The 24,079-nt window shown below is 65.4% G+C and carries 28 protein-coding genes; 12 read left to right on the plus strand and 16 right to left on the minus strand.

Going from position 1 to position 24,079, the window contains the following annotated elements; translation table 11 throughout:
- Positions 1–65: 65 nt before the first annotated feature.
- Positions 66–584 carry a tetratricopeptide repeat protein gene (locus E5554_RS10015; protein ID WP_017503174.1) on the plus strand — a complete coding sequence of 173 codons (519 nt, stop codon included), beginning with the start codon at positions 66–68 and terminating at the stop codon, positions 582–584.
- A gap of 1 nt (position 585) precedes the next feature.
- Here the strand turns inward: E5554_RS10015 and E5554_RS10020 are convergent, their stop codons facing one another.
- The 3 genes from E5554_RS10020 to E5554_RS10030 all read right to left on the minus strand — a co-directional run bounded on the left by E5554_RS10020 (position 586) and on the right by E5554_RS10030 (position 3,328).
- Positions 586–1,086 carry a GNAT family N-acetyltransferase gene (locus E5554_RS10020; RefSeq protein ID WP_136186685.1) on the minus strand — a complete coding sequence of 167 codons (501 nt, stop codon included), beginning with the start codon at positions 1,084–1,086 and terminating at the stop codon, positions 586–588.
- Between the two features lie 75 nt (positions 1,087–1,161).
- Positions 1,162–1,797, minus strand: a complete 636-nt coding sequence (locus tag E5554_RS10025; RefSeq protein ID WP_136186686.1) for a hypothetical protein — start codon at positions 1,795–1,797, stop codon at positions 1,162–1,164.
- 94 nt (positions 1,798–1,891) lie between these two features.
- Positions 1,892–3,328, minus strand: coding sequence for a sigma-54 dependent transcriptional regulator (locus E5554_RS10030; RefSeq protein WP_017503171.1), 1,437 nt, complete (start codon positions 3,326–3,328; stop codon positions 1,892–1,894).
- A 154-nt stretch (positions 3,329–3,482) separates the two neighbouring features.
- On the opposite strand from E5554_RS10030, the gene E5554_RS10035 reads away from it, so the two are divergent.
- From E5554_RS10035 to E5554_RS10060, 6 genes are all read left to right on the plus strand, one after another.
- A complete protein-coding gene (locus E5554_RS10035) occupies positions 3,483–3,608 on the plus strand; it encodes an aa3-type cytochrome c oxidase subunit IV (protein WP_004208006.1) in 126 nt (41 codons plus the stop codon).
- 36 nt (positions 3,609–3,644) lie between these two features.
- On the plus strand, positions 3,645–4,769 hold the full coding sequence (locus E5554_RS10040) for an NAD(P) transhydrogenase subunit alpha (RefSeq protein ID WP_136186687.1): 1,125 nt from the start codon (positions 3,645–3,647) through the stop codon (positions 4,767–4,769).
- Between the two features lie 183 nt (positions 4,770–4,952).
- Positions 4,953–5,264, plus strand: coding sequence for an endonuclease domain-containing protein (locus tag E5554_RS10045; RefSeq protein WP_247594443.1), 312 nt, complete (start codon positions 4,953–4,955; stop codon positions 5,262–5,264).
- A gap of 1 nt (position 5,265) precedes the next feature.
- Positions 5,266–5,550: an NAD(P) transhydrogenase subunit alpha gene (locus E5554_RS10050; RefSeq protein ID WP_004208003.1), complete on the plus strand. Its 285-nt coding sequence runs from the start codon at positions 5,266–5,268 to the stop codon at positions 5,548–5,550.
- Positions 5,550–6,971, plus strand: coding sequence for an NAD(P)(+) transhydrogenase (Re/Si-specific) subunit beta (locus E5554_RS10055; protein ID WP_037517256.1), 1,422 nt, complete (start codon positions 5,550–5,552; stop codon positions 6,969–6,971). The genes E5554_RS10050 and E5554_RS10055 overlap by 1 nt, the downstream gene beginning before the upstream one ends.
- Before the next feature lie 155 nt (positions 6,972–7,126).
- A complete protein-coding gene (locus tag E5554_RS10060; protein ID WP_004208001.1) occupies positions 7,127–7,819 on the plus strand; it encodes an amino acid racemase in 693 nt (230 codons plus the stop codon).
- 24 nt (positions 7,820–7,843) lie between these two features.
- On the opposite strand, the gene folP is transcribed toward E5554_RS10060, so the two are convergent.
- Both folP and E5554_RS10070 read right to left on the minus strand, forming a co-directional pair.
- Positions 7,844–8,968 (minus strand): dihydropteroate synthase, encoded by a 1,125-nt coding sequence (folP, locus tag E5554_RS10065; RefSeq protein ID WP_136186689.1) that lies wholly within the window; start codon positions 8,966–8,968, stop codon positions 7,844–7,846.
- Positions 8,969–9,048: 80 nt separating this feature from the next.
- Complete coding sequence (locus E5554_RS10070) at positions 9,049–10,182, minus strand: site-specific DNA-methyltransferase (RefSeq protein ID WP_010336249.1); 1,134 nt, start codon at positions 10,180–10,182, stop codon at positions 9,049–9,051.
- 288 nt (positions 10,183–10,470) lie between these two features.
- Here E5554_RS10070 and E5554_RS10075 point away from each other — a divergent pair, with 288 nt between their 5' ends.
- Complete coding sequence (locus tag E5554_RS10075; protein ID WP_004207998.1) at positions 10,471–10,809, plus strand: metalloregulator ArsR/SmtB family transcription factor; 339 nt, start codon at positions 10,471–10,473, stop codon at positions 10,807–10,809.
- A 69-nt stretch (positions 10,810–10,878) separates the two neighbouring features.
- On the opposite strand, the gene E5554_RS10080 is transcribed toward E5554_RS10075, so the two are convergent.
- The 8 genes from E5554_RS10080 to E5554_RS10115 all read right to left on the minus strand — a co-directional run bounded on the left by E5554_RS10080 (position 10,879) and on the right by E5554_RS10115 (position 18,571).
- Complete coding sequence (locus E5554_RS10080; RefSeq protein WP_017503164.1) at positions 10,879–11,307, minus strand: DUF2147 domain-containing protein; 429 nt, start codon at positions 11,305–11,307, stop codon at positions 10,879–10,881.
- Between the two features lie 134 nt (positions 11,308–11,441).
- On the minus strand, positions 11,442–12,431 hold the full coding sequence (locus tag E5554_RS10085) for a type II secretion system F family protein (protein WP_004207996.1): 990 nt from the start codon (positions 12,429–12,431) through the stop codon (positions 11,442–11,444).
- Positions 12,432–12,449: 18 nt separating this feature from the next.
- Positions 12,450–13,448: a type II secretion system F family protein gene (locus E5554_RS10090; RefSeq protein ID WP_136186690.1), complete on the minus strand. Its 999-nt coding sequence runs from the start codon at positions 13,446–13,448 to the stop codon at positions 12,450–12,452.
- Between the two features lie 62 nt (positions 13,449–13,510).
- The gene (locus tag E5554_RS10095; protein ID WP_136186691.1) at positions 13,511–14,806 is read right to left on the minus strand and encodes a pilus assembly protein CpaE; all 1,296 of its coding nucleotides are present in this window, start codon (positions 14,804–14,806) and stop codon (positions 13,511–13,513) included.
- Between the two features lies 1 nt (position 14,807).
- Positions 14,808–15,461 (minus strand): CpaD family pilus assembly protein, encoded by a 654-nt coding sequence (locus E5554_RS10100; protein ID WP_136186692.1) that lies wholly within the window; start codon positions 15,459–15,461, stop codon positions 14,808–14,810.
- Positions 15,462–15,477: 16 nt separating this feature from the next.
- Positions 15,478–17,031: a type II and III secretion system protein family protein gene (locus tag E5554_RS10105; RefSeq protein WP_136186693.1), complete on the minus strand. Its 1,554-nt coding sequence runs from the start codon at positions 17,029–17,031 to the stop codon at positions 15,478–15,480.
- Between the two features lies 1 nt (position 17,032).
- Positions 17,033–18,046, minus strand: a complete 1,014-nt coding sequence (gene cpaB / locus E5554_RS10110) for a Flp pilus assembly protein CpaB (protein ID WP_136186694.1) — start codon at positions 18,044–18,046, stop codon at positions 17,033–17,035.
- A gap of 51 nt (positions 18,047–18,097) precedes the next feature.
- Entirely contained in the window at positions 18,098–18,571 is a 474-nt protein-coding gene (locus E5554_RS10115) for a prepilin peptidase (RefSeq protein ID WP_010336255.1), read from the minus strand.
- Between the two features lie 49 nt (positions 18,572–18,620).
- Here E5554_RS10115 and E5554_RS10120 point away from each other — a divergent pair, with 49 nt between their 5' ends.
- The 3 genes from E5554_RS10120 to E5554_RS10130 are packed head-to-tail and all read left to right on the plus strand — an operon-like array spanning position 18,621 to position 20,872.
- Positions 18,621–19,574: an alpha/beta hydrolase gene (locus E5554_RS10120; protein ID WP_136186695.1), complete on the plus strand. Its 954-nt coding sequence runs from the start codon at positions 18,621–18,623 to the stop codon at positions 19,572–19,574.
- Complete coding sequence (locus tag E5554_RS10125) at positions 19,571–20,674, plus strand: FAD-binding oxidoreductase (protein WP_136186696.1); 1,104 nt, start codon at positions 19,571–19,573, stop codon at positions 20,672–20,674. Before E5554_RS10120 ends, E5554_RS10125 begins: the two co-directional genes overlap by 4 nt.
- Positions 20,675–20,695: 21 nt before the next feature.
- On the plus strand, positions 20,696–20,872 hold the full coding sequence (locus E5554_RS10130) for a DUF1508 domain-containing protein (protein ID WP_004207987.1): 177 nt from the start codon (positions 20,696–20,698) through the stop codon (positions 20,870–20,872).
- Between the two features lie 38 nt (positions 20,873–20,910).
- Here the strand turns inward: E5554_RS10130 and rnhA are convergent, their stop codons facing one another.
- The 3 genes from rnhA to ispH are packed head-to-tail and all read right to left on the minus strand — an operon-like array spanning position 20,911 to position 23,296.
- On the minus strand, positions 20,911–21,357 hold the full coding sequence (gene rnhA, locus E5554_RS10135; protein ID WP_004207986.1) for a ribonuclease HI: 447 nt from the start codon (positions 21,355–21,357) through the stop codon (positions 20,911–20,913).
- Entirely contained in the window at positions 21,354–22,331 is a 978-nt protein-coding gene (gene thrB, locus E5554_RS10140; RefSeq protein WP_136186697.1) for a homoserine kinase, read from the minus strand. The genes rnhA and thrB overlap by 4 nt, the downstream gene beginning before the upstream one ends.
- 5 nt (positions 22,332–22,336) lie before the next feature.
- Complete coding sequence (gene ispH / locus E5554_RS10145; protein WP_136186698.1) at positions 22,337–23,296, minus strand: 4-hydroxy-3-methylbut-2-enyl diphosphate reductase; 960 nt, start codon at positions 23,294–23,296, stop codon at positions 22,337–22,339.
- A 167-nt stretch (positions 23,297–23,463) separates the two neighbouring features.
- Here ispH and E5554_RS10150 point away from each other — a divergent pair, with 167 nt between their 5' ends.
- Positions 23,464–24,072 carry a hypothetical protein gene (locus tag E5554_RS10150; protein ID WP_010336260.1) on the plus strand — a complete coding sequence of 203 codons (609 nt, stop codon included), beginning with the start codon at positions 23,464–23,466 and terminating at the stop codon, positions 24,070–24,072.
- Positions 24,073–24,079 lie beyond the last annotated feature (7 nt).

Raw genomic sequence — 24,079 nt, forward strand, 5'->3', positions numbered from 1 at the left:
ATAGCGACACTTGCCCTTCGGTCTGCGGGCCTGAGTCAATGCCTGAAACATGGCTGGAGATTTTGATGCGTTTCACCCCGGCCTCGATTGCCCTTGCCGTCCTTCTGACCACCGTTTCCAGCGTGGGCCTGACCCAGCGCCCCGATACCCAGATCGAACCGCGATCGATCGAATGGCAGAAGGCGGGCGAGGCGGCGCGCAAGGCGGGCAATCTGACCGGCGCCACCGACGCGCTGGAAAGCGCGCTGGCGGTGGATCCGCGCAACCGTGCGGCCTATATCGAACTGGCCGAAGTGGCGCGGGCGCAGGGGCTGCAGGGCAAGGCCATCCGCCTCTACAAGGAAGCGTTGCTGCTCGACCCGACCGATGTGACCGCGATCGCCGGGCAGGGCGAGGCGATGGTCGCAAAGGGCGCAATCGCCAAGGCCAAGGAAAATCTGGCCCAGGCGCAGAGCCTGTGCAAGGGCAGCTGCCCCGAAGTCGCGCAGCTCAATGCGGCGATCCAGAAGGGACCGCCGGCAGTCGCGATGACCAGCAAGGAAGCGGTGCCGGGCGCCAAGGCCAACAGCACCGATAATCCGTAATCTATCCGGCTTCCGCCGGTTCGATCGATTTTTCGTAGAAGCGCGTGTCGACCGCCATCCTGGGGAAGGCGGGCGGCAGGTAGTCGGCTTCGACCAGTATGAAGCCATTCTTCTCGTAGAAGCGATGCGCCGCCAGGAAACGGGCGGTGGTGCCGAGATAGATTTGGGCGAGGCCGCGGTCGGTCGCCGCGTCGAGCAGATGGTCGAGCAGCGCCTGGGCGACACCAGCGGCGCGGCCGCGATGGCTGGACGCCACGAACATCTTGCGCAGCGCGCCCTGATTTTGGCCGATATCCTTAAGCGCGATCGTGCCGACGATCCGGCCGTCCTCCTCCGCGACCCAGAAGCCGCCGGTGCCGGGCAAATAGAAGCCCGCTATGTCGGTGAGGTCCGGCTGGTCCGCTGCGGTGATGGCGATGCCATATTCGTCGCGCTGGATGCCCAGGATCAGGTCGAGAATGCCCGGCTGGTCGGCGGGGGCGAAGGGGCGGATCAGGGGCAAGGGGCTGGGCTTCCTGGCAGCGGTTCGGAATGATCGATGCGGACGGAAACGAACGACCGCGCCGAAAGCCGCCGGTCAGTTGCTGGCGTTGGCGGCTGGTGCGGGCGTGGCCGTGGCGCTGGCTCCCTCCGGCGTATGGGCCTTGGGTGCGAAGATGCGCAGGCTGTCGAGCAGGGCCTGCGCGATCGGCTGATATTGTTCGCTCAGCATTTCGGGATAGACGAAGGTGGCGGTGACGATCGCGCCGTCAGGCTGTTTCAGCAGGCGCAGCGCGACATTATTGCCTTCGCCGTCATTGGCTGTGCCGCGATATTCATTCTCGCCGATGAAATCGCCATCCACGCCCTCGGCGCCGTCGGACAGTGCCTCGACGATCTGTTGCAGTGTCTGGTCATTGTCATTCTTCTGCCAGAAGACGCGGACGTCGGCCCCTGCGCCGGGATCCTGATAGACGACGCCATCGGCATTGCTGGCTTCGCCATCCTTCATCCAGCCTTCGGGCATGGTAACGGAATAGCCATGGTCGATATTCACATAGTTGCGGCTGTCGCCGGCATCATCCTTCTGCGCGTTGGCCAGCGCATTGGCAGCGGCCGCATTCGCGGCGGCGGCCAGTTCCTCCTGGCTCGGCATGTCCGCGACCGGTTCGGCGCGGCCACAGGCGACCAGCAGCAGGAGGGGGGAGCAGGTGGCGAGGAGGGGCGCTTTCATGCCCCGTTCAAAAGCATAGGCGCGGGGATAATTCAACGCCGTAGCGGAACCCCCGCGACAATATGCCCCGGCCGCAGGGCGCCCGGTCCCGCGATCAGGCCGCGTTGTCGATGCCGAGTTCTGCGAGCTTGCGATAGAGGGTCGAACGGCCGATCCCCAGCCGACGGGCGACTTCGGTCATGCGGCCGCGATAATGGCCGATGGCCAGGCGGATGACGTCGGCCTCGATCTCGGCGAGCTGGCGGACATGGCCGTCGCCTTCGAACAGGGTGATGCCGGCCGCTTCGCGCGGTGGCGTGGCGGCGGCGCGCTGGCGCGGACCGCTGGCGCCGCGCGACAGGATATGGGCGGCGACCTGCGGGAAATCATGCGGGGTCAGCGCATCGCCCTCGCACAGCACGGCGGCGCGGAACAGGGCGTTCTGGAGTTGGCGGACATTGCCCGGCCAGTCATGCTGCATCAGCAGCGCCAGCGCATCGTCGGTGAGGCCGAGGCCGCGCAGGCCCGGCTGCGTCGCGATGCGGGCGAGGAGGTGGCGGCACAGGGCGGGAATGTCGCCCATACGCTCCCGCAATGGGGGCACGGTCAACTGGACGACGTTGAGGCGATAATAGAGATCCTCGCGGAACCGGCCCGCCTCGATCTCGTCGCTGAGCTTCTTGTTGGTGGCGGCGATGACGCGGACATCGACATGAACGGGGCGGCGCGCGCCGATCGGCTGCACCTCGCCATCCTGAAGCACGCGCAGCAGCTTGACCTGCGCGTCGAGCGGCATTTCGCTGACTTCGTCGAGGAAGATGGTGCCCATGTCGGCCGACAGGAATTTGCCGACATGGCGGTCGAATGCGCCGGTGAAGGCGCCGCGTTCATGACCGAACAGTTCTGATTCGACGAGGTTGGCGGGGATCGCGCCGCAATTGACGGTCACCATCGCCTGCTTGTGGCGCGGCGAGGCGGCATGGATGGCGCGGGCGACGACATCCTTGCCGACACCGCTTTCGCCCTCGATCAGCACCGGTACGCGGGCGCGTGCGGCTTTTGCCGCGATGGCAAGGGCAGTGCGGAACTGGGGCGCGGCGCCGACGACATCCTCGAACGCCAGCGGGGCGCTGATCTTCTCGGTGAGCGGGCGCAGTTCGCCGCGCACATTGCCCTCCAGCGTCGCGTTGAGCGCGGCGAGCAGCCGTTCGGGGGCGATCGGCTTGGAGAGATAGTCGGTGGCGCCGGCGCGCATCGCCTGCACCGCGACGGCGACGCTGTTATGCGCCGTCAGCACCAGGATCGGCAGGGCGGGGCGCTGCGCATGGATGTCGCCGATCAGGTCGGCGGGATCGAAATCCGGGCTCCATTGATCGATCAGGACCGCGTCGAGCTGCATGCCGTCCTGCGTGCCCAGCGTCGCCAGGGCGGTTTCGGCATCGCTGGCGAAGATGGTTCGCCATCCCGCGCGCGCGGCCAGCGCGGACACCAGCCGGCGCTGCGCCGGCTCGTCGTCGATCAACATCAGCAAGGGAACGCCTTCGCGAACCATCTGGACCCCTCTTGTGCAAACAGGAGGTCATCCTAGGCGCCGGGGGTAAAAGCGCCCTTAACCTGTAAAGATTTTCTTGTGCCCCTACGGCTTGAGGGGGGTGGGGGGACAGGATAAGAGGTTGCACAACGATGTAATAACTAGGGGAACGGATATGGCTTCTGACGGGAACATCAAGAGCGCAACCCAGACCTATGAAGGGTTTGTCGGCTTCGTGAAGTGGGGCACCATTGCCTGCCTCATCGTCGCCGCGATTGTCGTGCTGCTGATCTCCAGCTGAGCCATGTCCACGCTATAGGAGGGGGATGCTGATATAATGAAAATTGCGATATTGAAGGAACAGGCTGCGGGCGAACGGCGCGTGGCCGGTACGCCCGAGACCGTGAAGAAATTCATCGCGCTGGGCGCAAGCGTGGCTGTCGAGGCCGGCGCTGGCGCGACGGCGTCGATTGCCGACGACGCCTATGCGGCGGCCGGTGCCAGCGTTGGCGATCGTGCCGCGACGCTGGCGGGCGCCGATATCCTGCTGGGCGTGCAAGGCCCCGATCCGGCCAGCCTTGGTGGCGCTGCGGCGGGTGCCTGGATCGTCGCGGGCCTCAACCCGTTCGGCGAGCGGGCACGGGTCGATGCCTATGCCGCCGGTGGCTATGAGGCGCTGGCGATGGAATTCATGCCGCGCATCACCCGTGCGCAGTCGATGGATATCTTGTCGTCCCAGTCGAACCTGTCGGGATACAAGGCGGTGCTGGATGCGGCGGCCGAATATGACCGCGCCTTCCCGATGATGATGACGGCGGCGGGCACCGTGTCGGCGGCCAAATGCTTCGTCATGGGCGTGGGCGTGGCCGGTCTTCAGGCGATCGCCACCGCGCGGCGCCTGGGCGCGCAGGTGAGTGCGACCGACGTGCGCGCCGCGACCAAGGAGCAGATCGAATCGCTCGGCGCCAAGGCGATCTTCGTGGAGAAGGTGGCCGGCATCGAGGGGGAAGGCACCGGTGGTTATGCCACGGAAATGTCGGACGAATATAAGGCGGCCCAGGCCGAGCTGGTCTCGTCGCACATCGCCAAGCAGGACATCGTCATCACCACGGCGCTGATCCCCGGCCGGCCCGCGCCGCGTCTGATCAGCGACGCGCAGATCGCATCGATGAAGCCGGGCAGCGTGATCGTCGACCTGGCGGTCGAGCAGGGCGGCAATGTCGAGGGCGCGGTCGCCGGCGAAGTGGTCGTGCGCCACGGCGTCAAGATCGTGGGTCATCGCAACGTGCCCAGCCGCCTGGCCGCCGACACCTCCGCCCTGTTCTCGCGCAATCTCTATAATTTCCTGTCCGCCTTCTGGGACAAGGAGAAGAACGCGCCGGTGCTGGACGAGGAAATCGGCAACGCCATCCGCCTGACCCAGGGGGGCAAGGTCGTCAACGAACGACTGCTGGCAAGCTGATGCGGGCCATGGTCCCCATCCTCCCCTGCAAGGGGAGGGGGACCAGCCGCAGGCTGGTGGAGGGGTATCGCCCTGTCATGAACGGGACACCCCTCCGTCTGGCTTCGCCAGCCACCTCCCCTTCCAGGGGAGGATGATGTGCTGCAAGGGCAGGCGAACAGGGCACGGCAGTTGCGCAAGGCGATGTCGAAGCCGGAAGTCCTGCTCTGGCAGATATTGAGGCAAAGGCCGCAAGGTCTGAAATTTCGCCGTCAGCACCCGTCCGGTCCCTATGTGGCAGACTTTTACTGCCATGAGGCGCGGCTGGTGATCGAGGTCGACGGCGAAGCGCATGCAAGAGGGGATGCGCCGATGAGGGATGAGCAACGCGACTGCTGGTTTGCGGAACAGGGACTGTCCGTTCTGCGTCTGCCGGCCGCCGCAATCATGAATGATAGGGACAATGCCGTAGCCGCGATCCTGGCCAGGGCAGTCGAAACAAGTGGGGAGGACTAGAATGGACTTCATTGCCATCCTGTCGATTTTCGTGCTGGCGTGCTTCGTCGGCTATTATGTGGTCTGGTCGGTGACGCCGGCGCTGCACACGCCGCTGATGGCGGTCACCAATGCCATTTCGTCGGTCATCATTGTCGGCGCGCTGGTCGCGTCGGCGGAGGCCGGTAGCCTGGCGGCCAAGCTGCTGGGGCTGGTCGCGGTGGTCTTTGCGTCGGTCAACATCTTCGGCGGCTTTGCCGTGACCGAACGCATGCTGGCCATGTACAAGAAGAAGGAGCGCAAGTGATGCACGAGCTTGCGCCCGTCTCGCCCTTTGTTGCGCTGGCCTATCTGGTTTCCGGCGTCCTCTTCATCCTGGCGCTGCGCGGCCTGTCGAGCCCGTCGACCAGCCGTCGCGGCAACCGCATGGGCATGGTCGGCATGGCGATCGCCGTGGTCACGACCCTTTATACCCATGACGTGCTGAGCCTGCCCGAAATTCTGGGCGCCATCGCCATCGGTGGCGGCATCGGCTTCATCATCGCCCGTCGCATCGAGATGACGGCCATGCCGCAGCTGGTTGCAGCCTTCCACTCGCTGGTCGGCCTGGCCGCCGTGCTGGTCGGCGCGGCCGCCTATCTCAATCCCGGCGCGTTCGGCATTCTCGATCCGCTGACGAACGAGATTCATAATGCCAGCCGCATCGAGATGGGGCTGGGCGTCGCGATCGGCGCGATCACCTTCTCGGGGTCGGTCATCGCCTTCCTGAAGCTGAACGGCAACATGTCGGGCAAGCCGATCATGCTGCCGGGCCGCCATGTCATCAATCTGGCGACGCTGGCGGCGATCCTGGGCCTGATCGCCTATTTCGTGACCGACCAGTCGCCCTGGATCTTCTGGACCGTGACGGCGCTGAGCTTCGTCATCGGCTTCCTGCTGATCATCCCGATCGGCGGCGCGGACATGCCGGTCGTGGTGTCGATGCTGAACAGCTATTCGGGCTGGGCCGCCGCGGCCATGGGCTTTACCCTGGGCAACACGGCGATGATCATCACCGGCGCGCTGGTGGGCAGCTCCGGTGCGATCCTGTCCTACATCATGTGCAAGGCGATGAACCGCAGCTTCATCAGCGTGATCGCTGGCGGCTTCGGCGCGGAAGCGGGCCCGTCGGGCGGCGGCGCGGCGGCGGTCGACCGTCCCTACAAGCGCGGCAGCGCCGAGGATGCGGCCTTCCTGATGAGCCAGGCGGACAATGTCATCATTGTGCCCGGTTACGGCATGGCGGTCAGCCAGGCGCAGCATGCGCTGCGCGAAATGGCCGACCTGCTCAAGAAGGAAGGCGTGAACGTCAAATATGCGATCCACCCGGTCGCAGGGCGCATGCCCGGCCACATGAACGTGCTGCTGGCCGAAGCGAACGTTCCCTATGACGAGGTGTTCGAGCTGGAGGACATCAACAGCGAGTTCGGCCAGGCCGACGTTGCCTTCGTCATCGGCGCCAATGACGTGACCAATCCGGCGGCCAAGACCGATAAGACGTCGCCCATCTATGGCATGCCGATCCTGGACGTCGCCAACGCCAAGTCGGTGCTGTTCGTGAAGCGCTCCATGGGCGGGGCCGGCTATGCCGGCGTCGACAATGAGGTCTTCTACATGGACAACACCATGATGCTGCTGGCCGACGCCAAGAAGATGGTCGAGGAGATCGTCAAGGCGCTGGCCCACTAAAGTGACCCGATCCACCCGCGCCGGATCGCCCCGTCGACGGGGCGGGTGGATCGTCCTGACTTGTCGAAGCCGGCATCTTTCGTAAAAGAAGGGCTGGGGCACCGACATGCCCGGCCCGCACGGGGCCGGACAGGCGCCCCCATATTGGGAGCGACATGCGTAAACTTGGTCTGATTGGTGGTCTCAGCTGGACGTCCACCGCCCGCTATTATGAGATCATCAACCAGGCGATTCACCGGGCCAAGGGTGGCCAGCACAGTGCGCGGCTGCTGATCGAAAGCCTCGATTTCGCGCAGGTTTCCGGTTGCATCACGCAGGAAGACTGGGATTGCGCATCGGGCCACCTGATCGGCGCGGCCCAGCGGCTGGAACAGGGCGGGGCGGAAGCGCTGCTGATCTGTGCCAACTCCATGCACCGCATCTATGACCGGATCCAGGCGAGTATCGCCATTCCCATCATCCACATCGCCGATGTCGTCGGCACGCGGATGAAGGCCGACCGGATCGATCGCGCCGCCCTGATCGGCACGCGCAACGTGATGACCGAGAAATATTATCGCCAGCGGCTGGTGTCGCACGGCGTGTCGCTGCTGCCGGCCGATGTCGCGCTGGCCGAGCGGATCGACCGGATCGTCTATGACGAACTGACCGTCGGCAAGATCAACCGCGATTCCGAGCGTTTCATGAAGTCGGAACTGACCGACATTGCCAAGGAGGATGTGCAGGCCGTCGTGCTGGCCTGCACCGAACTGGAGATGATCGTCGACGTGAAGGCCAATGTGCTGCCGATCTACGACTGCACCGAAATCCATGCCATGGCGGGCGTCGACTTCATCCTGAGCGAATAAGGATGGCGGTGGCCGGGCGCGGTGTCAGACCGCGCTCAGCCCCGCATCGGCCAGGCCGCGCCACAGATGGAGGGCCTGGACGCTTTCCTTGACGTCATGGACGCGCACCATCTGTGCGCCCAGTTGCGCGGCGCGGAAGGCGAGGGCGACCGAGCCGCCGAGCCGGTCTGGCGCCGCTGCCTCGTTCGACAGGGCGCCGATCAGGCGCTTGCGGCTGCCGGCAAAGAGCAGCGGCACGCCCAGCCCCTGGAAGGTGGCAAGGCCGTTCACCAGTGCCAGATTGTCCGCCAGGCTCTTGCCGAAGCCCAGCCCCGGATCGACCATGATCTTCTCGCGCGCGATGCCGGCGTCGAGGCAGGCGGCGATGCGGGCATCGAGATAGTCGAACACGTCGCTGACGACATCGGCATAGCCGCTGGGATTGTCGTGCGGATCGTCACCGGCCGAAGGCGCATGCATCAGGATCACCGGGCAACCGGCGCGGGCCGCGACCTCCAGGCTGCGGGGATCATGCTCCAGCGCGCTGACGTCGTTGATGACATGGGCGCCGGCGGCCAGCGCCGCCTCCATCACCGCGGCCTTGCGCGTGTCGACCGACATGGCGACGCCGGCTGCGGTGAGCTTCTCGATCACCGGCACGATGCGGGCGATCTCATCGCCCTCCCATAGCTTGGGCGCCTTGGGCCGGGTGGATTCGCCGCCGACATCGATCAGAGCGGCGCCGGCCGCCGCCATGGCAAAGCCGGCATCGGCCGCCGCCTGCGGGTCGGCCATATGCTTGCCGCCGTCGGAGAAGCTGTCGGGCGTGATGTTGAGGATTGCCATCGCCTGCGGCGCATCGAAGCGGATGACGCGATCGCCAAGGCTGAGCGGCGCGCGCTGGGCGGAGATGTTGGTTGCGAGCTGGCGGGCACGCTCGGCCAGTGGATCGGGCAGGGTGGCGGTGATCGCCTCGAACGCGGCGACCGGGATGGTGTCGCGGGCGATGCGGCGGCCGGCATGGCGCGCCGTCAGCTCATAGGCCTGGAACCAGATCAGGCCATTGCCCATCCGCGCCGCCGATCCGTCCGCCAGACCGATCGGGCTCGGCACGAACCAGGTCGGCTTGAGGTAGAGCCGGGCGTCAGCGGGGATGGAGGAGAGGGTCATAAAGCTCCGTTCGCCCCGGACGGGTTGGGGCCATGTCTTGGAAGAACTATGGCTGCCTCAACCCGAACGGGGGACGGAAATCAAGGCTCGTTGGCGAGCAGATAGGTCTGGCGCAGCGTGTCGATCGGGTGGAGCTTGCCCGCCTTCTCGATATGCCAGAAGGTCCAGCCGTTGCAGCTCGGCGCGCCCTGAAGCGTGGCGCCCAGCTTGTGGATCGAACCGGTGTCGCTGCCCACGGCGAGCGAGCCGTCGGCGCGCACGGTGGCGCTCCAGCGGCGCTTACTGTCCATCACCACCGAACCGGGCTGAAGATAGCCGGTTTCGACCAGCGTGCCGAAGGCGACTTTGGGCTGCTGGCGTGCGGTTTGCATGATGGCGAGCGCGGATTCATCGAGCGGCAGCGCCTCGGCAATGCGTTCCTCGGCAACCTCGATATAGTCGGGCTCGCGCTCGATACCGATCCACTGGCGACCCAGGCGCTTGGCGACGGCGCCGGTGGTGCCGGTGCCGAAGAAGGGATCGAGCACGATGTCGCCCGGCTTGGTGCAGGACAGCATCACGCGATAGAGCAGCGATTCCGGCTTCTGCGTCGGATGCGCCTTGGTGCCGTTGCGCTTCAGCCGCTCCTGGCCACCGCAGATCGGCAGCACCCAGTCGGAGCGCATCTGCAGCTCGTCATTGAGCGTCTTCATCGCCTTGTAGTTGAAGGTGTACTTGGCGTCCTCGCCCTGGCTGGCCCAGATCAGCGTTTCATGCGCGTTGGTGAAGCGGGTGCCCTTGAAATTGGGCATCGGGTTCGCCTTGCGCCAGATGATGTCGTTGAGGATCCAGAAGCCCTCATCCTGCAAGGCAGCGCCGACGCGGAAGATGTTGTGATAGCTGCCGATCACCCAGATCGTGCCATTGGGCTTGAGGATGCGGCGCGCCTGCGCCAGCCACGCCTTGGTGAAGCGGTCATAGCTGCTGAGCGTGTCGAACTTGTCCCAGTCATTGTCGACCGCATCGACGCGGCCGCCTTCGGGGCGGAACAGGTCGCCGCCGAGCTGAAGATTATAAGGCGGATCGGCAAAGATCATGTCGATGCAGCCGTCGGGCAGCTTGGCCATTTCCGCGATACAGTCACCGCGCAGCAGGCGATTTGCCTCGATCGCCGGTGCCGGCGCGAGCGCAACCGCCTTCTTCCGCCGCGGTGCGACGCGTTCCATGACACCCATGTGTGCAACCCCCATATGTTTCGTCCATCAGCACTGAGTCCTCAGGAGTCTGCCGTCAAGGTCAGGCATTTAGCGCTCATCCCTGTCAGGATTGCGAGGATGGTGGAGAACGAAGCGGGTAGCCACAACATATTGAGTCAGGCGAGTCGCGTGAGACTCATCATCGGGTGGTGTGACTCAAAAGACTCAGCGGGGAGGCGGTTCGCACTTTTTTTCGTTAATGGCGCGGCCGAGTCGAAAATCATCCTCCGCTTGACCAATTCATAACCAGATGATTATGAAATTTGCATGACGGAAGTGAAATTCAGAGGCGACCTTGGAGCGAACAGCGATTCACTCTTCAAGGCGCTGTCCGACGGCACGCGACGTGCCCTGCTGGAATATCTGGTGCGCGAAGGGGAGCAGAATGTCGTCGCGCTGACGGCCGTGGCCGGCGTGTCGCAACCGATGGTGTCGCGCCATATGGGCAAGCTCAAGCGGGCCGGTCTGGTGACGGCCCGGCGGACGGGGCGCGAAACCTGGTTTGCGGCGCGGACCAAGGGACTGGGGCCGGTGGTGCAGTGGATGGCGATCTATGGCGCGCTCTGGTCGCAGCGCTTCACGCCGATGGAGCATGCCGGGGACTGAACGGGACTGTATCGACAGAAAAAGGGGCGCCAATGGCGCCCCTTTCGGTTTTCCAGGCTGTGCGCGGAATCAGCGCAGCGGCGTCCAGGTCTGGGTCTTGCAGAAGAAGGCGATGCAGCCCTGCACCTTGAGCGTGCCGTCGCCATTGCGGCTGACCTTGGACGTATAGCTCTTGCCGCTTTCCGGGTCGTAGATCGTGCCCTTCCAGATATCGCCCGCATCGCTGAAGCCCGACAGCAGGGCAAGGCCGACCAGCGGCTTGGAGCGCAGCGCCGGATCGGGGTTCTTGATGTCGGTCTGCGGGCGGCCTGGCGTCGGCTTCACGATCTTCTCGATCTTGCCGCAGATGCTCTTTCCGCACGGCGCGATCTGGACGATCGCCTTGCCATCGACGGTCGACCAGCGGCCGGTGATGGGCTGGGCCGCATAGGCGGGCAGGACGGTGGTGAAGGCGGCCAGAGCGGCGATGGCGACGCGAGCGCCGGTCTTGATGGTCATGATGCGATCCTCTCCTTTTGGGTTGAGGGTGAGAATAAGGGAGGAAAATGCGGCGCGCCAGCGCTTCGCTTGCAGTTTACGGAAACGGAAGGAGGGGACGCTACGGCAGCGCCCCCTCCTTGCCCTGAATTTTTTTAGAAAGCCGTGCTGATCGAGCAGGCAGCCGGACCCAGGATGACGACGAACAGGGTCGGCAGGATGAAGAGAATCAGCGGCACGGTCATGATCGCGGGCAGACGTGCGGCCTTTTCCTCCGCGCGCATCATGCGTTCATGGCGGAACTCGGCCGACAGCACGCGCAGCGCGGAGGCGAGCGGCGTACCATATTTTTCGGTCTGGATCATGGTCGTGACCACGCCCTTGACCGCGTCCAGTTTTACGCGCGTGGCGAGGTTTTCAAAGGCCATGCGCCGTTCGGTGAGGAAGCTCAGTTCGATCGCCGTCAACTGGAACTCGTCGCCCAATTCGGGATAGGCGCGGCCCAGTTCGCGGGCAACGCGGCTGAAGGCGGCGTCGACGGTCAGGCCGGCCTCGGCGCAGATCACCAGCAGGTCGAGCGCGTCTGGCAGACCCTTGCGGATCGCGGCGGAGCGCTTGGCGATCTTGTTGTCGATGAAGAGGTCGGGGGCCTTGTAGGCGAGCAGCAATGCGCCGGCGAAGGCCATGAACCGCTTGGCACCGCCCCATTCGGGATAGATGCCCACGGCATAGAGCAGGATCGCGGCGGTGCCGCCGATCAGGATCGGCATGATCATGCGGCCGAAGATGACGGCGACGGCCCAGTCCTTGGAGCGGATGCCAGCCTGGGCCAGGCGGATCTGCGCGTCCTTGAGCTGGTCATCCTGCAGCACCTTGAGGCTGGTCAGGAAGGACCGCATCTGGTCGGTCGTCTGGTTCTTGTTGACCAGCTTGGCGCGGCGCTTGGCGGTCGAGGCGGTGATGCCGGCCTTGAGCTGTTCACGGCGTTCGTTGAGCGCCTTGACCCGCTTGGCCATCGGATCGCGCACCGTCATCACGGCATAGAGCGCGTAGAGGGTGGCGAGCGTGGCCAGCGCGGCAAGCAGCGTCCCGAAATCGGTCGCGGTCATGCCGAACAGGGTGCCGGTGGGGGTAGGGGCGTCCATATCTCTATCCGTTCCCCGTCAAATCTCGAAATTGATCATCTGGGCCATGATGAAGGCGCCGATGCCCATCCAGCACATGCCGCCAATGCCGACGACCTGCATGGTCGAAAGCCCGAAAATGCCCGCCGGATCGGGGGTGAAGAAGGGGCTCATATAGTTGAAGTTGATGTAGCAGATCATGCCGAACACCAGGAAAGGCAGGACGCCGATGATATAGGCCGACGCCTTGGATTCCGATGACATGGCGCGGATCTTGAGCTTCATCTGGGCGCGCTGGCGCAGCACAGTGGCAAGGTTCTGCAACGTTTCGGCGAGGTTGCCGCCGGTTTCGCGCTGGATCGCCAAAGTGATGACGAAGAACTGGAATTCGGGCGTGCCCAGGCGATCAGCGGTTTCCTGCAGCGCCTGGTCCATGCTCTTGCCGATCTTGATCCGTTCGGTGATCAGCTTGAATTCCTCGCCGACCGGGCCGGGGATTTCGCTCGACACGATGCCCAGCGTCTCGCCGACCGGCAGGCCCGAGCGCAGACCGCGGGTCAGCAGTTCAAGCGCGTCGGGAAATTTCGTCGTGAACTGGTTGATCCGCTTCTTGATCAGTCGGCCGATCCACAGATGCGGCAGGCCGAGCCCCGCGGCCAGCCCGACCATCAGGGCGAGCAGGAAGGGAAAACCGCGCATCAGCAGGAACAGGGTGGTCAGCAGGAAGACCACCGCGCAGGACGTCATATATTGGCTGAGCGTCCATTTCTTGCCGGTCATGCGGATACGCTTGGCCAGATTCTCCGGATTGGGAACGAGCGAAACCAGCATCTTGGCTTCGTTGCCGGTCACGCGATTGGAGATGGCCTTGCGCATGCGCGCTTCCATCATCGCCTCGGTGGAGTCGCTGTGGCGGCCACGGATCAGCGCGACCCGGCGTTTCTGGGCCTTGTCGGGCGAAGGGCCGGCAAAGGCGACCACGACGAGGCCAAGCATCGTCGCGATCAGCACCAAGATCAGAAGGAAATTGCCGTCCATTGCTCGCCCGTTCCCCGTGCGTGAATATGCCTGTGCGCCGCCGCCCTAGGGCGGCCCGCGCATCAACCTTCCAGTGCCGTCGCCTTGTCCTTGCGGCGCGACGGGATCATGTTCTTGAAGTCGCCGATCTTGCCGAGCAGGGAATCGCCCTTCTTGGCTGCGGACTTGCCGCCCGCATTGTCGGCTTCATCGCCGGCCAGGCCCATCACTTCGTCCAGCATCGCCGTGCAGGCGGCGCCGACCTTGCTGCCCTTGGCGGTTTCCGCCAGCGTCTTGCCGAGCTTGGCCGCCTGAGCGCCGATGCGCAGGTCGAACGGCACGATCACATCGACCTTGCGCTCGATCGACTGTTCGAAATCCTTGCGGCTGATTTCCGGCGCGCCGGGATGAACGCGATTGGCGACCACCAGAACGCGGGTCTGCGGCGCGTTCGACCGGAGCCAGGAGAGGATGCGGATCGAGTCCCGCGCCGCCGCCAGGCTGAGTTCCGTCACCACGACAGCAACATTAACGTCGGTCATCAGGTGGGTATGCTGGATCAGCATGTTGCGTGGCAGGTCGATGACGCTGCATTCGAAGGCCTGACGAAACTCTTCCAGCAACTGGTAGAAGGCGCCGCCATCGGTCATCATCGGCTGGTTGATCGGGGCTTCGGCCGACAGGATGGCCAGCATGTCGCTGGCGCGAACCATGGCGCGTTCGATGAACAGCCCGTCGATGCGGCTGGGGTTTTCGATCGCGTCGGTCAGGCCGCGGCCCGGTTCCAGATCCATCGCCAGCGCATTGGTGCCGAAATGGATATCGAGGTCGAGCAGGGCGGTCGGGCGCTTCTTCTTTTCGCTCAGCAACCAGGCGAGCGAGGTCGCCATGCTGGAGGCGCCGACGCCGCCGCGCGTACCGATGACCGCAACGGTCATGTGCGGACGTTCCGGGCCTGCGTCACGCGGGGCGAGGAACACGGCCTGCGCCTGGGCCAGCGCGTCGCGCAGCTGGTCAGCACCGAAGGGCTTGAGCAGATAATCCTGGATGCCGCTGGCGACCAGATCGCGGTAGAGGCGCACATCATTGACCTGGCCGGCCGCGATCACGACGGTGCCGGGTTCGCAGACCTCGGCGAGGCTGTTGATGTCGTTCAGCGGATCGCCGCTTTCGGACATGTCGACGAACAGAATCTGCGGGCTGGCGGTGATCGACAGGCTCTGCACTGCGTTGCGCATGCCGCCCTTGTTCACCTTTTCCGGTGCCCAGCCCATTTCGGATGCGACTGCGCGCAGCAGATCGAAGCTGTGATCGTCACAAACGAAGGCGTGGAAGGGGTCACGCTGGCCCACGGAACCATGTTTCCAGGGTGCGTTCATCTTACTGGCCTCCGTTCGAGAGCTGCTTGAGGTCGCCCGAGCCGGTCGGTGCCTTGTCGCGATAGGTGGAAATGGCGCGGTTCGAGGTCGCGGTGCGCAATTCGCTGTCCGTGCTCTGGCCGCGGACCAGATCTTCGGGATCGGCAACCATCGCCGCCAGATTGCTGTTCACGCCGCAGCCGAAATTGGACGACGCGCCCAGGCTCATCGGCGTTTCGGCCTTGTTCGACCAGTCGGGGCAGCCGGGGACCGAGGCGGTGGTGCGGCGGACGACCAGACGGATCGTGCCTTCGGGGGCGGAGCCGGCGGCGGCCGAGCTGTCCTGGCCCAGCAGCATGCCGTGGCGGGCGACGACATTGGCGATGTCTTCGCCAAGATCGGGGCTATAATAGCCTGCGTCAGTGACGATCGCGACCTGGTCGCCATAGCCAAGCTTGATCGTGGCGAACCAGTCGTCGAGGCGCGCGGCCTCGGCGGGCGCAAGGCGCGCGCCGCCGGCCTGCACGTCGAACGTGTAGCTGGCATAGCTGACGACCGGCTGATGGACCGAGTCGACGCCGCGATTGGGGCTGTCGGTCGAGCAGGCGGCCAATGGCAGTGCCAGCAGAGCGAGGGCGCCGAGGCGGACGAAGGTCTTGCGGGAGGTGGAAGTCATGTCGTTCGTCCTTCCGTCAGAAACTGAAGCCGGGGGTCGCGCCGCCGGACTTGCCGGACGACCGGCTGTCGTCGCGGGCCGCGAGCGCGGGCGCCGCGATCGAGGCCTGCGGGCCGGGCGTGGGCGCCACGGGCGAACCGGGCGCGCGGGTCGGCATATTGGGCTGGGCGCCGCTGACGCCGTCATGCATCTGCTGCAGGAACAGGCCCTGGCCGACATTGGCGTTGCGGAAGCCATCGGTCGGCAGGCGAATGTCGGACGCGTTGACCGGCTTCACCAGATAGGGGGTCACGACGATCACCAGCTCGGTCTCGTTGCGCTGGAAGCTGCGCGACTTGAACAGGCTGCCCAGGACCGGGATATTGCCCAGGCCCGGCACCTTGTTGACCGTGTTGCCGGTTTCGTTGTTGAGCAGGCCCGCGATCATGAAGCCCTGACCCGAGCCTAGTTCCACCGTGGTTTCGGCGGTGCGGCTCTTGAGTGCAGGAACCGTGCTGCTGACGCTGAAGTCGAGGCTCGACACGGTCGGGCGGACGCGCAGCGAGATGCGGCCGTCGGCCAGAACCGTCGGGGTGAAGGCCAGTTGCACGCCATATTGCTTGAACTGGATGCTGTTGCCCGACGAGGGGCCGTTATTGACCGTGTAGGGATATTCGCCGCCGGCCAGGAAGCTGGCGGTTTCGCCCGACAAGGCAGTCAGGTTCGGCTGCGCCAGGGTGGTCGCGAGACCGCTGGATTCGGCGAGGTCGAGCGCACCGGCAATGTCCATGCCGAACAGGCGGGCAACGCCGCCCAGGCTGTAGGAGCCATCGCTAGGGGTGGAGAATGCCCATTCGGCAGGCTTGGTGATCAACCCGGTGGCGGTATCAATTTCCGGCTTGGTGTAGGTCGAGAAAGCCCGACCGCCGCCACCTATGAAGCCCAGATTGCCGCCGCTGCGATCTGCGCTGGCAAAGTTGGTACCGATCTTGTGGCCGACATCCCTGCTGACTTCGGCGATCTTCACCTGCAGCATGACCTGCAGCGGGGTCGCCATCAGCAGGCGGCTGACCACGGTCGTTTCCTTGCCGACGAAGGCCTGAGTCAGGCGTTCGGCCTCGGCCGCGTCCTCGGGCGCCTTGATCGTACCGGTCAACAGCACCATGCCGTTCATCTTGTTGACGGCGATGTTGGCACCCGGCATCGCCAGGCGCAGCATGTCGTCGATGGTGGTCAGGTTGTTGCCGACCCGCACCGTGCCGGAGAACAGCACCTTGCCATTGCCGGCAGTGACGAAGATGGTCGTTTCACCCGGCTTCTTCGCGATCAGATAGAGCTGGTTGTTGGTCCGGACATGGACATCGACGACTTCGGGGTTGGCGATGACGACGTCCGACATTTTGGCCGGCAGGTTGACGACCTTGCTGCCGCCGACCGACATCAGGATCGCATTGTCCTGATCGGCTGCGGGGGCGGCATTGAGGGCGGTGGTCGGCGCGGCGACCATGGCAAGCGCCAGGCCAAGCGCGATCGCCGGGGCGGCGAGCGGACGGGCCGCCTTGTGCCGCGCGAGCATCTGGTAAGCGTTCATCTTACTTCCCCCCGACCGGAACTTCGGTCACATTGGTGCCGCGGGCGATGCGGACGGTCGGCCCCTTGAAGACGGCCGTGCCGACCGGTGCGCCACCCGGCGCGGCCATGGCGGGCATGCCGGCATCAGGCTTGGCCGGGACGCTGCTGCGCTGGTAGCGCGACACGTCGGCGCCCGTGGAATAGGTGGAGCCGCGATCGACCGGGCGGGCCGCGATCTTGGCAATGATCGACTTTTCCGAACCCGGATTGGTGCCATCGGGCAGGTCGACGTCGGAACCGGCAATGGCGGCGTCAAGGTCCGATGCGGTGTCGGCGATCGAGCGCAGCGACAGCGACAGCGAGCCGATGGTCTGCGACACGGCGAGCTTTTCGGCGATCTTGGGCGTCACTTCGACCGTGACGTTGGAGTAGGTCTGGACGACGGGCTTGCCATCGGGGCCCATGGCGTCGGTGCGCTGGTCGGTGGCGAGCACGCGCAGGTTGCGCAGGATCGTTTCCGAAACCTTGAGCGGGGCGCCATCGCCGCCGCCCGAGACCGCCTGGGTCAGCACCAGGTCGATGCGGTCGCCAGGGAAGACGAAGCCGGCAACCGCATTCTGGGCCGAGACCGGCACGGTGACGGCGCGCATGCCCGGACCCAGAGCCGCGGCCAGGAAGCCACGGTCGCCCGGACGGATGACGGCGCCCTGGGTCAGCGGCTGGCCGGCGGTGATCGCATTGCGCACGACGCTGCCTGCAAGCTTGAGCGGATCGGCCTGGCCCTTCAGATAATAGGCGGCCTCGATCAGATCCTTGGGCCAGGGCTGGAAGCGGAAGCTTTCCGCGTCCAGGATGGTCCCCACCGGCAGGGCCTTGGTCGCCACCAGAACATGCGGCTGGTCCGCCTCGTTCGGCATTGCGGCCGCGTTCACCTGCGGCGTAGATGAAGAACTCAGCATGCTGCGCGCAAGCAAGGCTGTAGTGACCGCTATGATTAGCGCCCCCACCAGCAGCACGATCTTCTTAGCATCCATGACGAAACTCGCCTTTCTCAAATGGGCGGCCTGCCCCCAGGGGCCCAATCATCACGCAAATTGGTTAAGATATCGTTCGCCAAGTAACCAAAGGGCGGCGATCGATATGGCTACGCCGTAGGGTATTTCGGGTTGGCCCTGCTTCCGGCGGAGGCGGTGGTGGATCACCGTGACGATCGTCACGGCCCCACCCAGAATCGCCATCAGCGTCAACAGGGTCAGCACCGCCTGCCACGGAAACCACAGCGCCAGCGCGCCAAGCAGCTTCACATCGCCCCCGCCCATCATGCCGAACGCGAACAGCGCGGCGAACAGGACGAAGACCAGCAGGCCGACCAGCAACTGCACCGCCATGCCCGGCCAGAGCGGCAAGCCGCAGGCGATCCACCATAGTGGCGCCAGGGCGGCGACGCCCAGGTTCAGCCGGTTGGAGATGATGCGCGCGCGCAGGTCCGTGATCGCGGCTGCGATCAGCAGAATGCCCAGTGCGGCGATCAGCGCCAGTCTGAAATATTCCCCCAACATGAGGGTCAGGCACTAGACCATATGGCTTACCAAACCGTAACCATGGCCCATGGATTCGCCGATCTTCCCGTCGCCCGCCCTTGACCGTCGTGCCTGGCCGATGGGTGGCCAGCTGGATTATTGGCAGGCCCCTGACGGCTGGCCGATCCGCCGCTATCGGCTGGGCGCTGGCACCCGTGGCCGGATGCTGATCCTCAACGGTCGCGGCGACATGATCGAGAAATATCTGGAGGTGATCCACCACTGGGCGCAGCGCGGCTGGGCGGTGACCAGTTTCGACTGGCGCGGACAGGGCGGGTCGGGCCGGCTGACCGATGATCCACTGTGCGGCCATATCGACGACTTCGCCCGGTGGGTTGGCGATTTGCGCGCGCTTTCAGATGATTGGCGCGCGGAGGGCAGCGGCCCGACGGTCATGCTGGGCCACAGCATGGGCGGGCATATGCTGTTGCGGGCGCTGGCCGAAGGCCTGCCTGCACCCGATGCGGCCGTGGCCGTGGCGCCGATGCTGGGCCTGCATACGGCCCCGCTACCGCGCTGGCTGGCGGTGGCGATCGCCAATTTCATGTGCGGGATCGGCCAGGGGGAAAAGCAGGCCTGGACACAGAAGGAAGAGAGCGAGCGGCAGCGCCAGATGCGGCAGAAGCGGCTGACCCATGACCCCGATCGCTATGCCGATGAAATCTGGTGGCGGGACCATAGTCGGGACATCGCGCTGGGGCCGCCGAGCTGGAACTGGGTGCGGCTCGCGCTCGAGTCGACTCGCGCCTTGGAGGCGGGAAACGGACCGGAGCGAATCGCGACGCCGACCCTGATCCTGGCCGCCTGTCGCGATCAACTGGTGGCGACGCCCGCCATCCGGCGCATCGCGGCGCGCTTGCCCGATGCCCGCCTGCATGTCTATGGGCGCGAGGCCGCGCATGAAATCCTGCGCGAGCTCGACCCGGTGCGGCTCGATGCGCTGGGGCGGATCGACCGTTTCCTGGATGAGGTTGCCCGTTGAACAGACCCGATATCGTGATTGTCGGTGGCGGGATTGCAGGCGCCAGCCTGGGCGCGGTGCTGGCGGAAACGGCGCGGGTGCTGATCCTGGAGATGGAAGGCAGCGCCGGCTATCATGCGACGGGGCGATCGGTCGCCTTCTGGGAAGAAACCTATGGCGGGCCGGTGGTCCAGCCGCTCACCACGGCCTCGGGCAGGCTGCTGGAGTCGCCCGATCCCGATTTCTTCGATGGCTCCTTCCTGTCGCCGCGCCGCACGCTGCATATCGGTCGGGCCGGGGATGAGGGGCTGCGCGACGCGCTGCTGGCCGATTTTGCCGGGGCGGTCGAATTGCAGCCGGTGGTGCCGGCGAGCCTGGTGCCGGGGTTGCGGCCCGACTGGGTGCTGGGTGTGCTGGAGCCGAGTTGCCGCGATATCGATGTCGCGGCGCTGCATCAGGCCTATCTGCGCCGGTTCCGCAAGCTGGGCGGCGAAATGCGGCTGGGCGCCAGGCTGGAGCACGCGGAACGACAAGGCGATGGCTGGCGGATCGAGGCCCGTGACGGGCCGATCGAATGCGGCCTGCTGGTCAATGCCGCCGGAGCTTGGGCGGATGATGTCGCCACGGCCTGCGGTGTCGCGCCGGTCGGCATCACGCCCTATCGCCGGACGGTGGTGCAGTTGCGGCTGGAGGATATGCCCGCCGACGAGATGCCGCTGGTGATGGACATGCAGGGCGGCTTCTATTTCAAGCCCGAGGGGCAGGGGCGGATCTGGCTGACGCCGCATGACGAGGTTGCCTCGCCCCCCTGCGACGCCGCGCCCGAGGAACTGGCGATCGCGCAGGCGATCGACCGGTTCCAGGCGGCGGTCGACTGGCGGATCGCGGCGGTCGAGCGCAAATGGGCGGGCCTGCGCAGCTTCGCGCCGGATCGGGTGCCGGTCTATGGCTTCGAGCCGACGGTCGAGGGTTTCTTCTGGTTTGCCGGGCAGGGCGGTTTCGGCATCCAGACCGCGCCGGCGGCGGCGCTGCTGGGGGGCAGCCTGTTGACCGGCGCGGTCCTGCCGCAGGCGATTGCCAGCCTCGATATCGCTGCTTATGCTCCCGAACGGTTTCGATAGCGCAACCAGCAGGAGAGCATGATGGCGCACAAGTTCGTGATCGAGAAGAACAAGGCCGGCGAGTTCGTGGCCAAGTTCAAATATAATGCCGAGATCATCTTCTGGACCGAGGGCTACAGCTCCAAGGCGAGCGCGAAGAATGCGATCGAGTCGATCCTGAAGAACGGCCCCGGCGCGCCGATCGAAGAAGCCGAATAATCCGTGCGGCGCGGGGAGGCTGATCTCCCCGTCCGTCCCTATTTGCGGAAGCTTTCCGCAGCAGCGCAGGCGAGGGCATCGGCCCGCTCATTTTCCGGGTGGCCGGCATGGCCCTTGACCCATTGCCATGTCAGCTTGTGCCGGGCGGCGGCCTTCACCAGTTCCTGCCAGATCTCGACATTCTTGACCGGCTTGTTGTCGGCCGTCTTCCAGCCGCGCTTCTGCCAGCCGAAGATCCATTTGGTGATGCCGTCCATGACATATTTGCTGTCGGTGTAGAGCGTCACCTGGCACGGCTTCTTGAGCGTGTTGAGCGCCTCGACCGCCGCCATCATTTCCATGCGGTTGTTGGTGGTCATCGCCTCGCCGCCGGAGATTTCCTTCTCCTGGTCGCCAAAGCGCAGCACCGCGCCCCAGCCGCCCGGACCAGGATTGCCCTTGCACGCGCCGTCGGTGAAGATCTGGACTTGCGGTAGGTCGCTCATGCGCCGAGCAGTTCCGCCGGATCGGCCTTGGCGTAGAAATCCATGCGGCGCAGATAGGCGAGCGGATCCTTGCGCGTCACCAGTGCGTCGGCGGGCGTGTTGATCCAGTCATAGGCGCGCGTCAGCAGGAAGCGCAGCGCCGCGCCGCGGCACAGGATCGGGAAGGCGGCCCGTTCGGCATCGGTCAGGCCATGGGCGGCGGCATAGCCTGCGCCGATCGCGGCCGCGCGGTCGCCAAACCAGGTGGCGCCGTCATTGCTGAAGCACCAGGCGCTGTGGGTGACGGCCAGATCATAGGCGCGAATGTCGGTGCAGCTGAAATAGAAGTCGATGAGGCCAGTGACTTCATCGCCCAGCATCAGGACGTTGTCCGGGAACAGGTCGGCATGGATCACCGAACGCGGCAGATCGGCCGGCCAGTGGGCGTCGAGAAAGGCCAGTTCCTCCGCCACGCGGGCGCCAAGGCCCGGCGCGATCTGGTCGAAATCATCGCCGCACTTGGCGGCCAGCGCGTGCCAGCCATCCTTGTCGAGCGCATTGCGCCGTTCGCCGGCAAAACCCTGCGCCGCCTTGTGCAGTTCGCCCAGCGCCACGCCGCAGGCGCGCGCCTGGGCCGGGGTCGGTTCGGTCACGGAAATGCCGGTCAGGAATTCGATCAGGCAGGCCGGGCGCCCGCCCAGCTGTTGCAGCCGCTTGCCATCGGTGTCGGCAATGAAGCGCGGCACCAGGCAGCCGCGCGCGCCCAGATGGTCGAGCAGGTCCATGAAGAAGGGCAGGTCCGCTTCATCCACCCGCTTTTCATAGAGGGTCAGGATATAGCGGTGGCCGTTTCCGTCATGGCCGGTGGTTTCGAGCAGATAATTGCTGTTTTCCACCCCTTCGGCGATGCCCTTGGCGGACACCAGCCGGCCGGCATCATAGCGGGTGAGGAAGGCGTCAATCTCTTCGGCGGGAACATGCGTGTAAACGGCCATGGGGGTTATGCGACCTCCAGTCCGCGCGGCAGCTTGAAGGAGATATTCTCCTGCGCCGTTTCCACCTGTTCCTCGGTCACGGCAAAGCGCTCGGCGATCCGCTCGACGACTTCGCGCACCAATATTTCCGGCGCGGAGGCGCCGGCGGTGAGGCCGAGCGTCGTCACGCCGTCCAGCCAGGCAAAGTCGATTTCCTCGGCGCGCTGGATCAGGCGGGCGGGGGTGCCTTCGCGCTCGGCGACCTCGACCAGGCGCAGCGAGTTGGAGCTGTTGGGCGCGCCGATCACATAGACGGCGTCGCAGCGGGCGGCGATCGCCTTGACCGCCGTCTGGCGGTTCGACGTCGCGTAGCAGATATCCTCGCCCTTGGGCGCGATGATCGAGGGGAAGCGGCGCTCCAGCGTGGCGACGATCGCGGCGGTGTCGTCCACCGACAGGGTGGTCTGGGTCAGGAAGGCGAGATTGTCGGCGTCGGTGGGCGCCAGCGCCTCGGCATCCTCGACCGTTTCGATCAGCGTCATCGTGCCTTCGGGCACCTGGCCGAAGGTGCCGATCACCTCCGGATGGCCCTTGTGGCCGATGAACAGGATGTGGCGACCGGCGGTCACCATGCGTTCGGCCTGGCGATGCACCTTGCTGACCAGCGGGCAGGTGGCGTCGAGATAGTCGAGGCCGCGCTCCTCCGCCTTGGCCGGCACCGCCTTGGGTACGCCATGGGCGGAAAAGACGACCGGCACGCCGTCGGGCACCTGGTCCAGTTCCTCGACGAAGATCGCGCCCTTGGCCTTCAGGCTGTCGACCACGAACTTGTTGTGGACGATTTCATGGCGGACATAGACCGGCGCGCCATATTTCTCGATTGCGCGCTCGACGATGATGATGGCGCGGTCGACACCGGCACAGAAGCCGCGCGGGGCAGCGATCAACAGGGTCATCGGCGGGCGAGGGGCGGGGCTCTGCGTCATGGGCGCGGCTTAGGGCAATGTCGCGCCCGAAGGAAGGGCCAACGCAAATCACCGCGCTTTGTGTTGCGTGGGCGGCGGGGGATGGATAAGGAAGCCGGACGCCTCTGTCCAAGGGGCATGCTGAGGAATTGCTGCCTGTGACATTGTCCCGAATTGCGTTGACCGGAATGCTCGCCCTTGCCCTTGCCGGCTGTTCTCGCCGGGGGGAAATCGACCCGACGGGCGGTATCGTCACGGTGCGTTCGGCTTGCCCGGTGGCTGCAATCCCGGCCTATACCGGTGACGTGACCCTGTTCAATCCGGCCCAGAGCCGCGATGCCTCCGCGATCGACGTGGTGGCGAACATCACCGATCTGCGCTCGACCTGTTCCGATGGCGCCCAGCTTTACACCCAGGCGACCTTCGTGGTGAATGCGCGTCGCAACGACGCCAGCGCCGCGCGCCAGGTGACCTTGCCCTATTTCTCGGCGATCGTGCGCGGCGGCAGCGCCGTCGTCGCCAAGCGGATCGGCCAGGTGACGCTGAACTTCGCGCCGGGCGAATATCGCGCGACCGCGACTGCCACGGCCGGCTCCTATGTCGACAAGGCATCGGCCACGCTGCCGCCGGAAATTCAGCAGAAGATCACGCAGAAGCGCAAGGCCGGCGATGCGGATGCCGCGATCGACCCCTTCGCCCAGCCGGACGTCAAGGCGGCGCTGCAGCGAACCAGCTTCGAGCTGCTCGTGGGTTTCAACCTGACCCAGGATCAGCTCAAATATAACGCGACCCGTTAAGCCCGTT

This window comes from Sphingobium sp. PAMC28499 (genome assembly GCF_004795815.1).
Taxonomy (GTDB): Bacteria; Pseudomonadota; Alphaproteobacteria; order Sphingomonadales; family Sphingomonadaceae; genus Sphingobium; species Sphingobium yanoikuyae.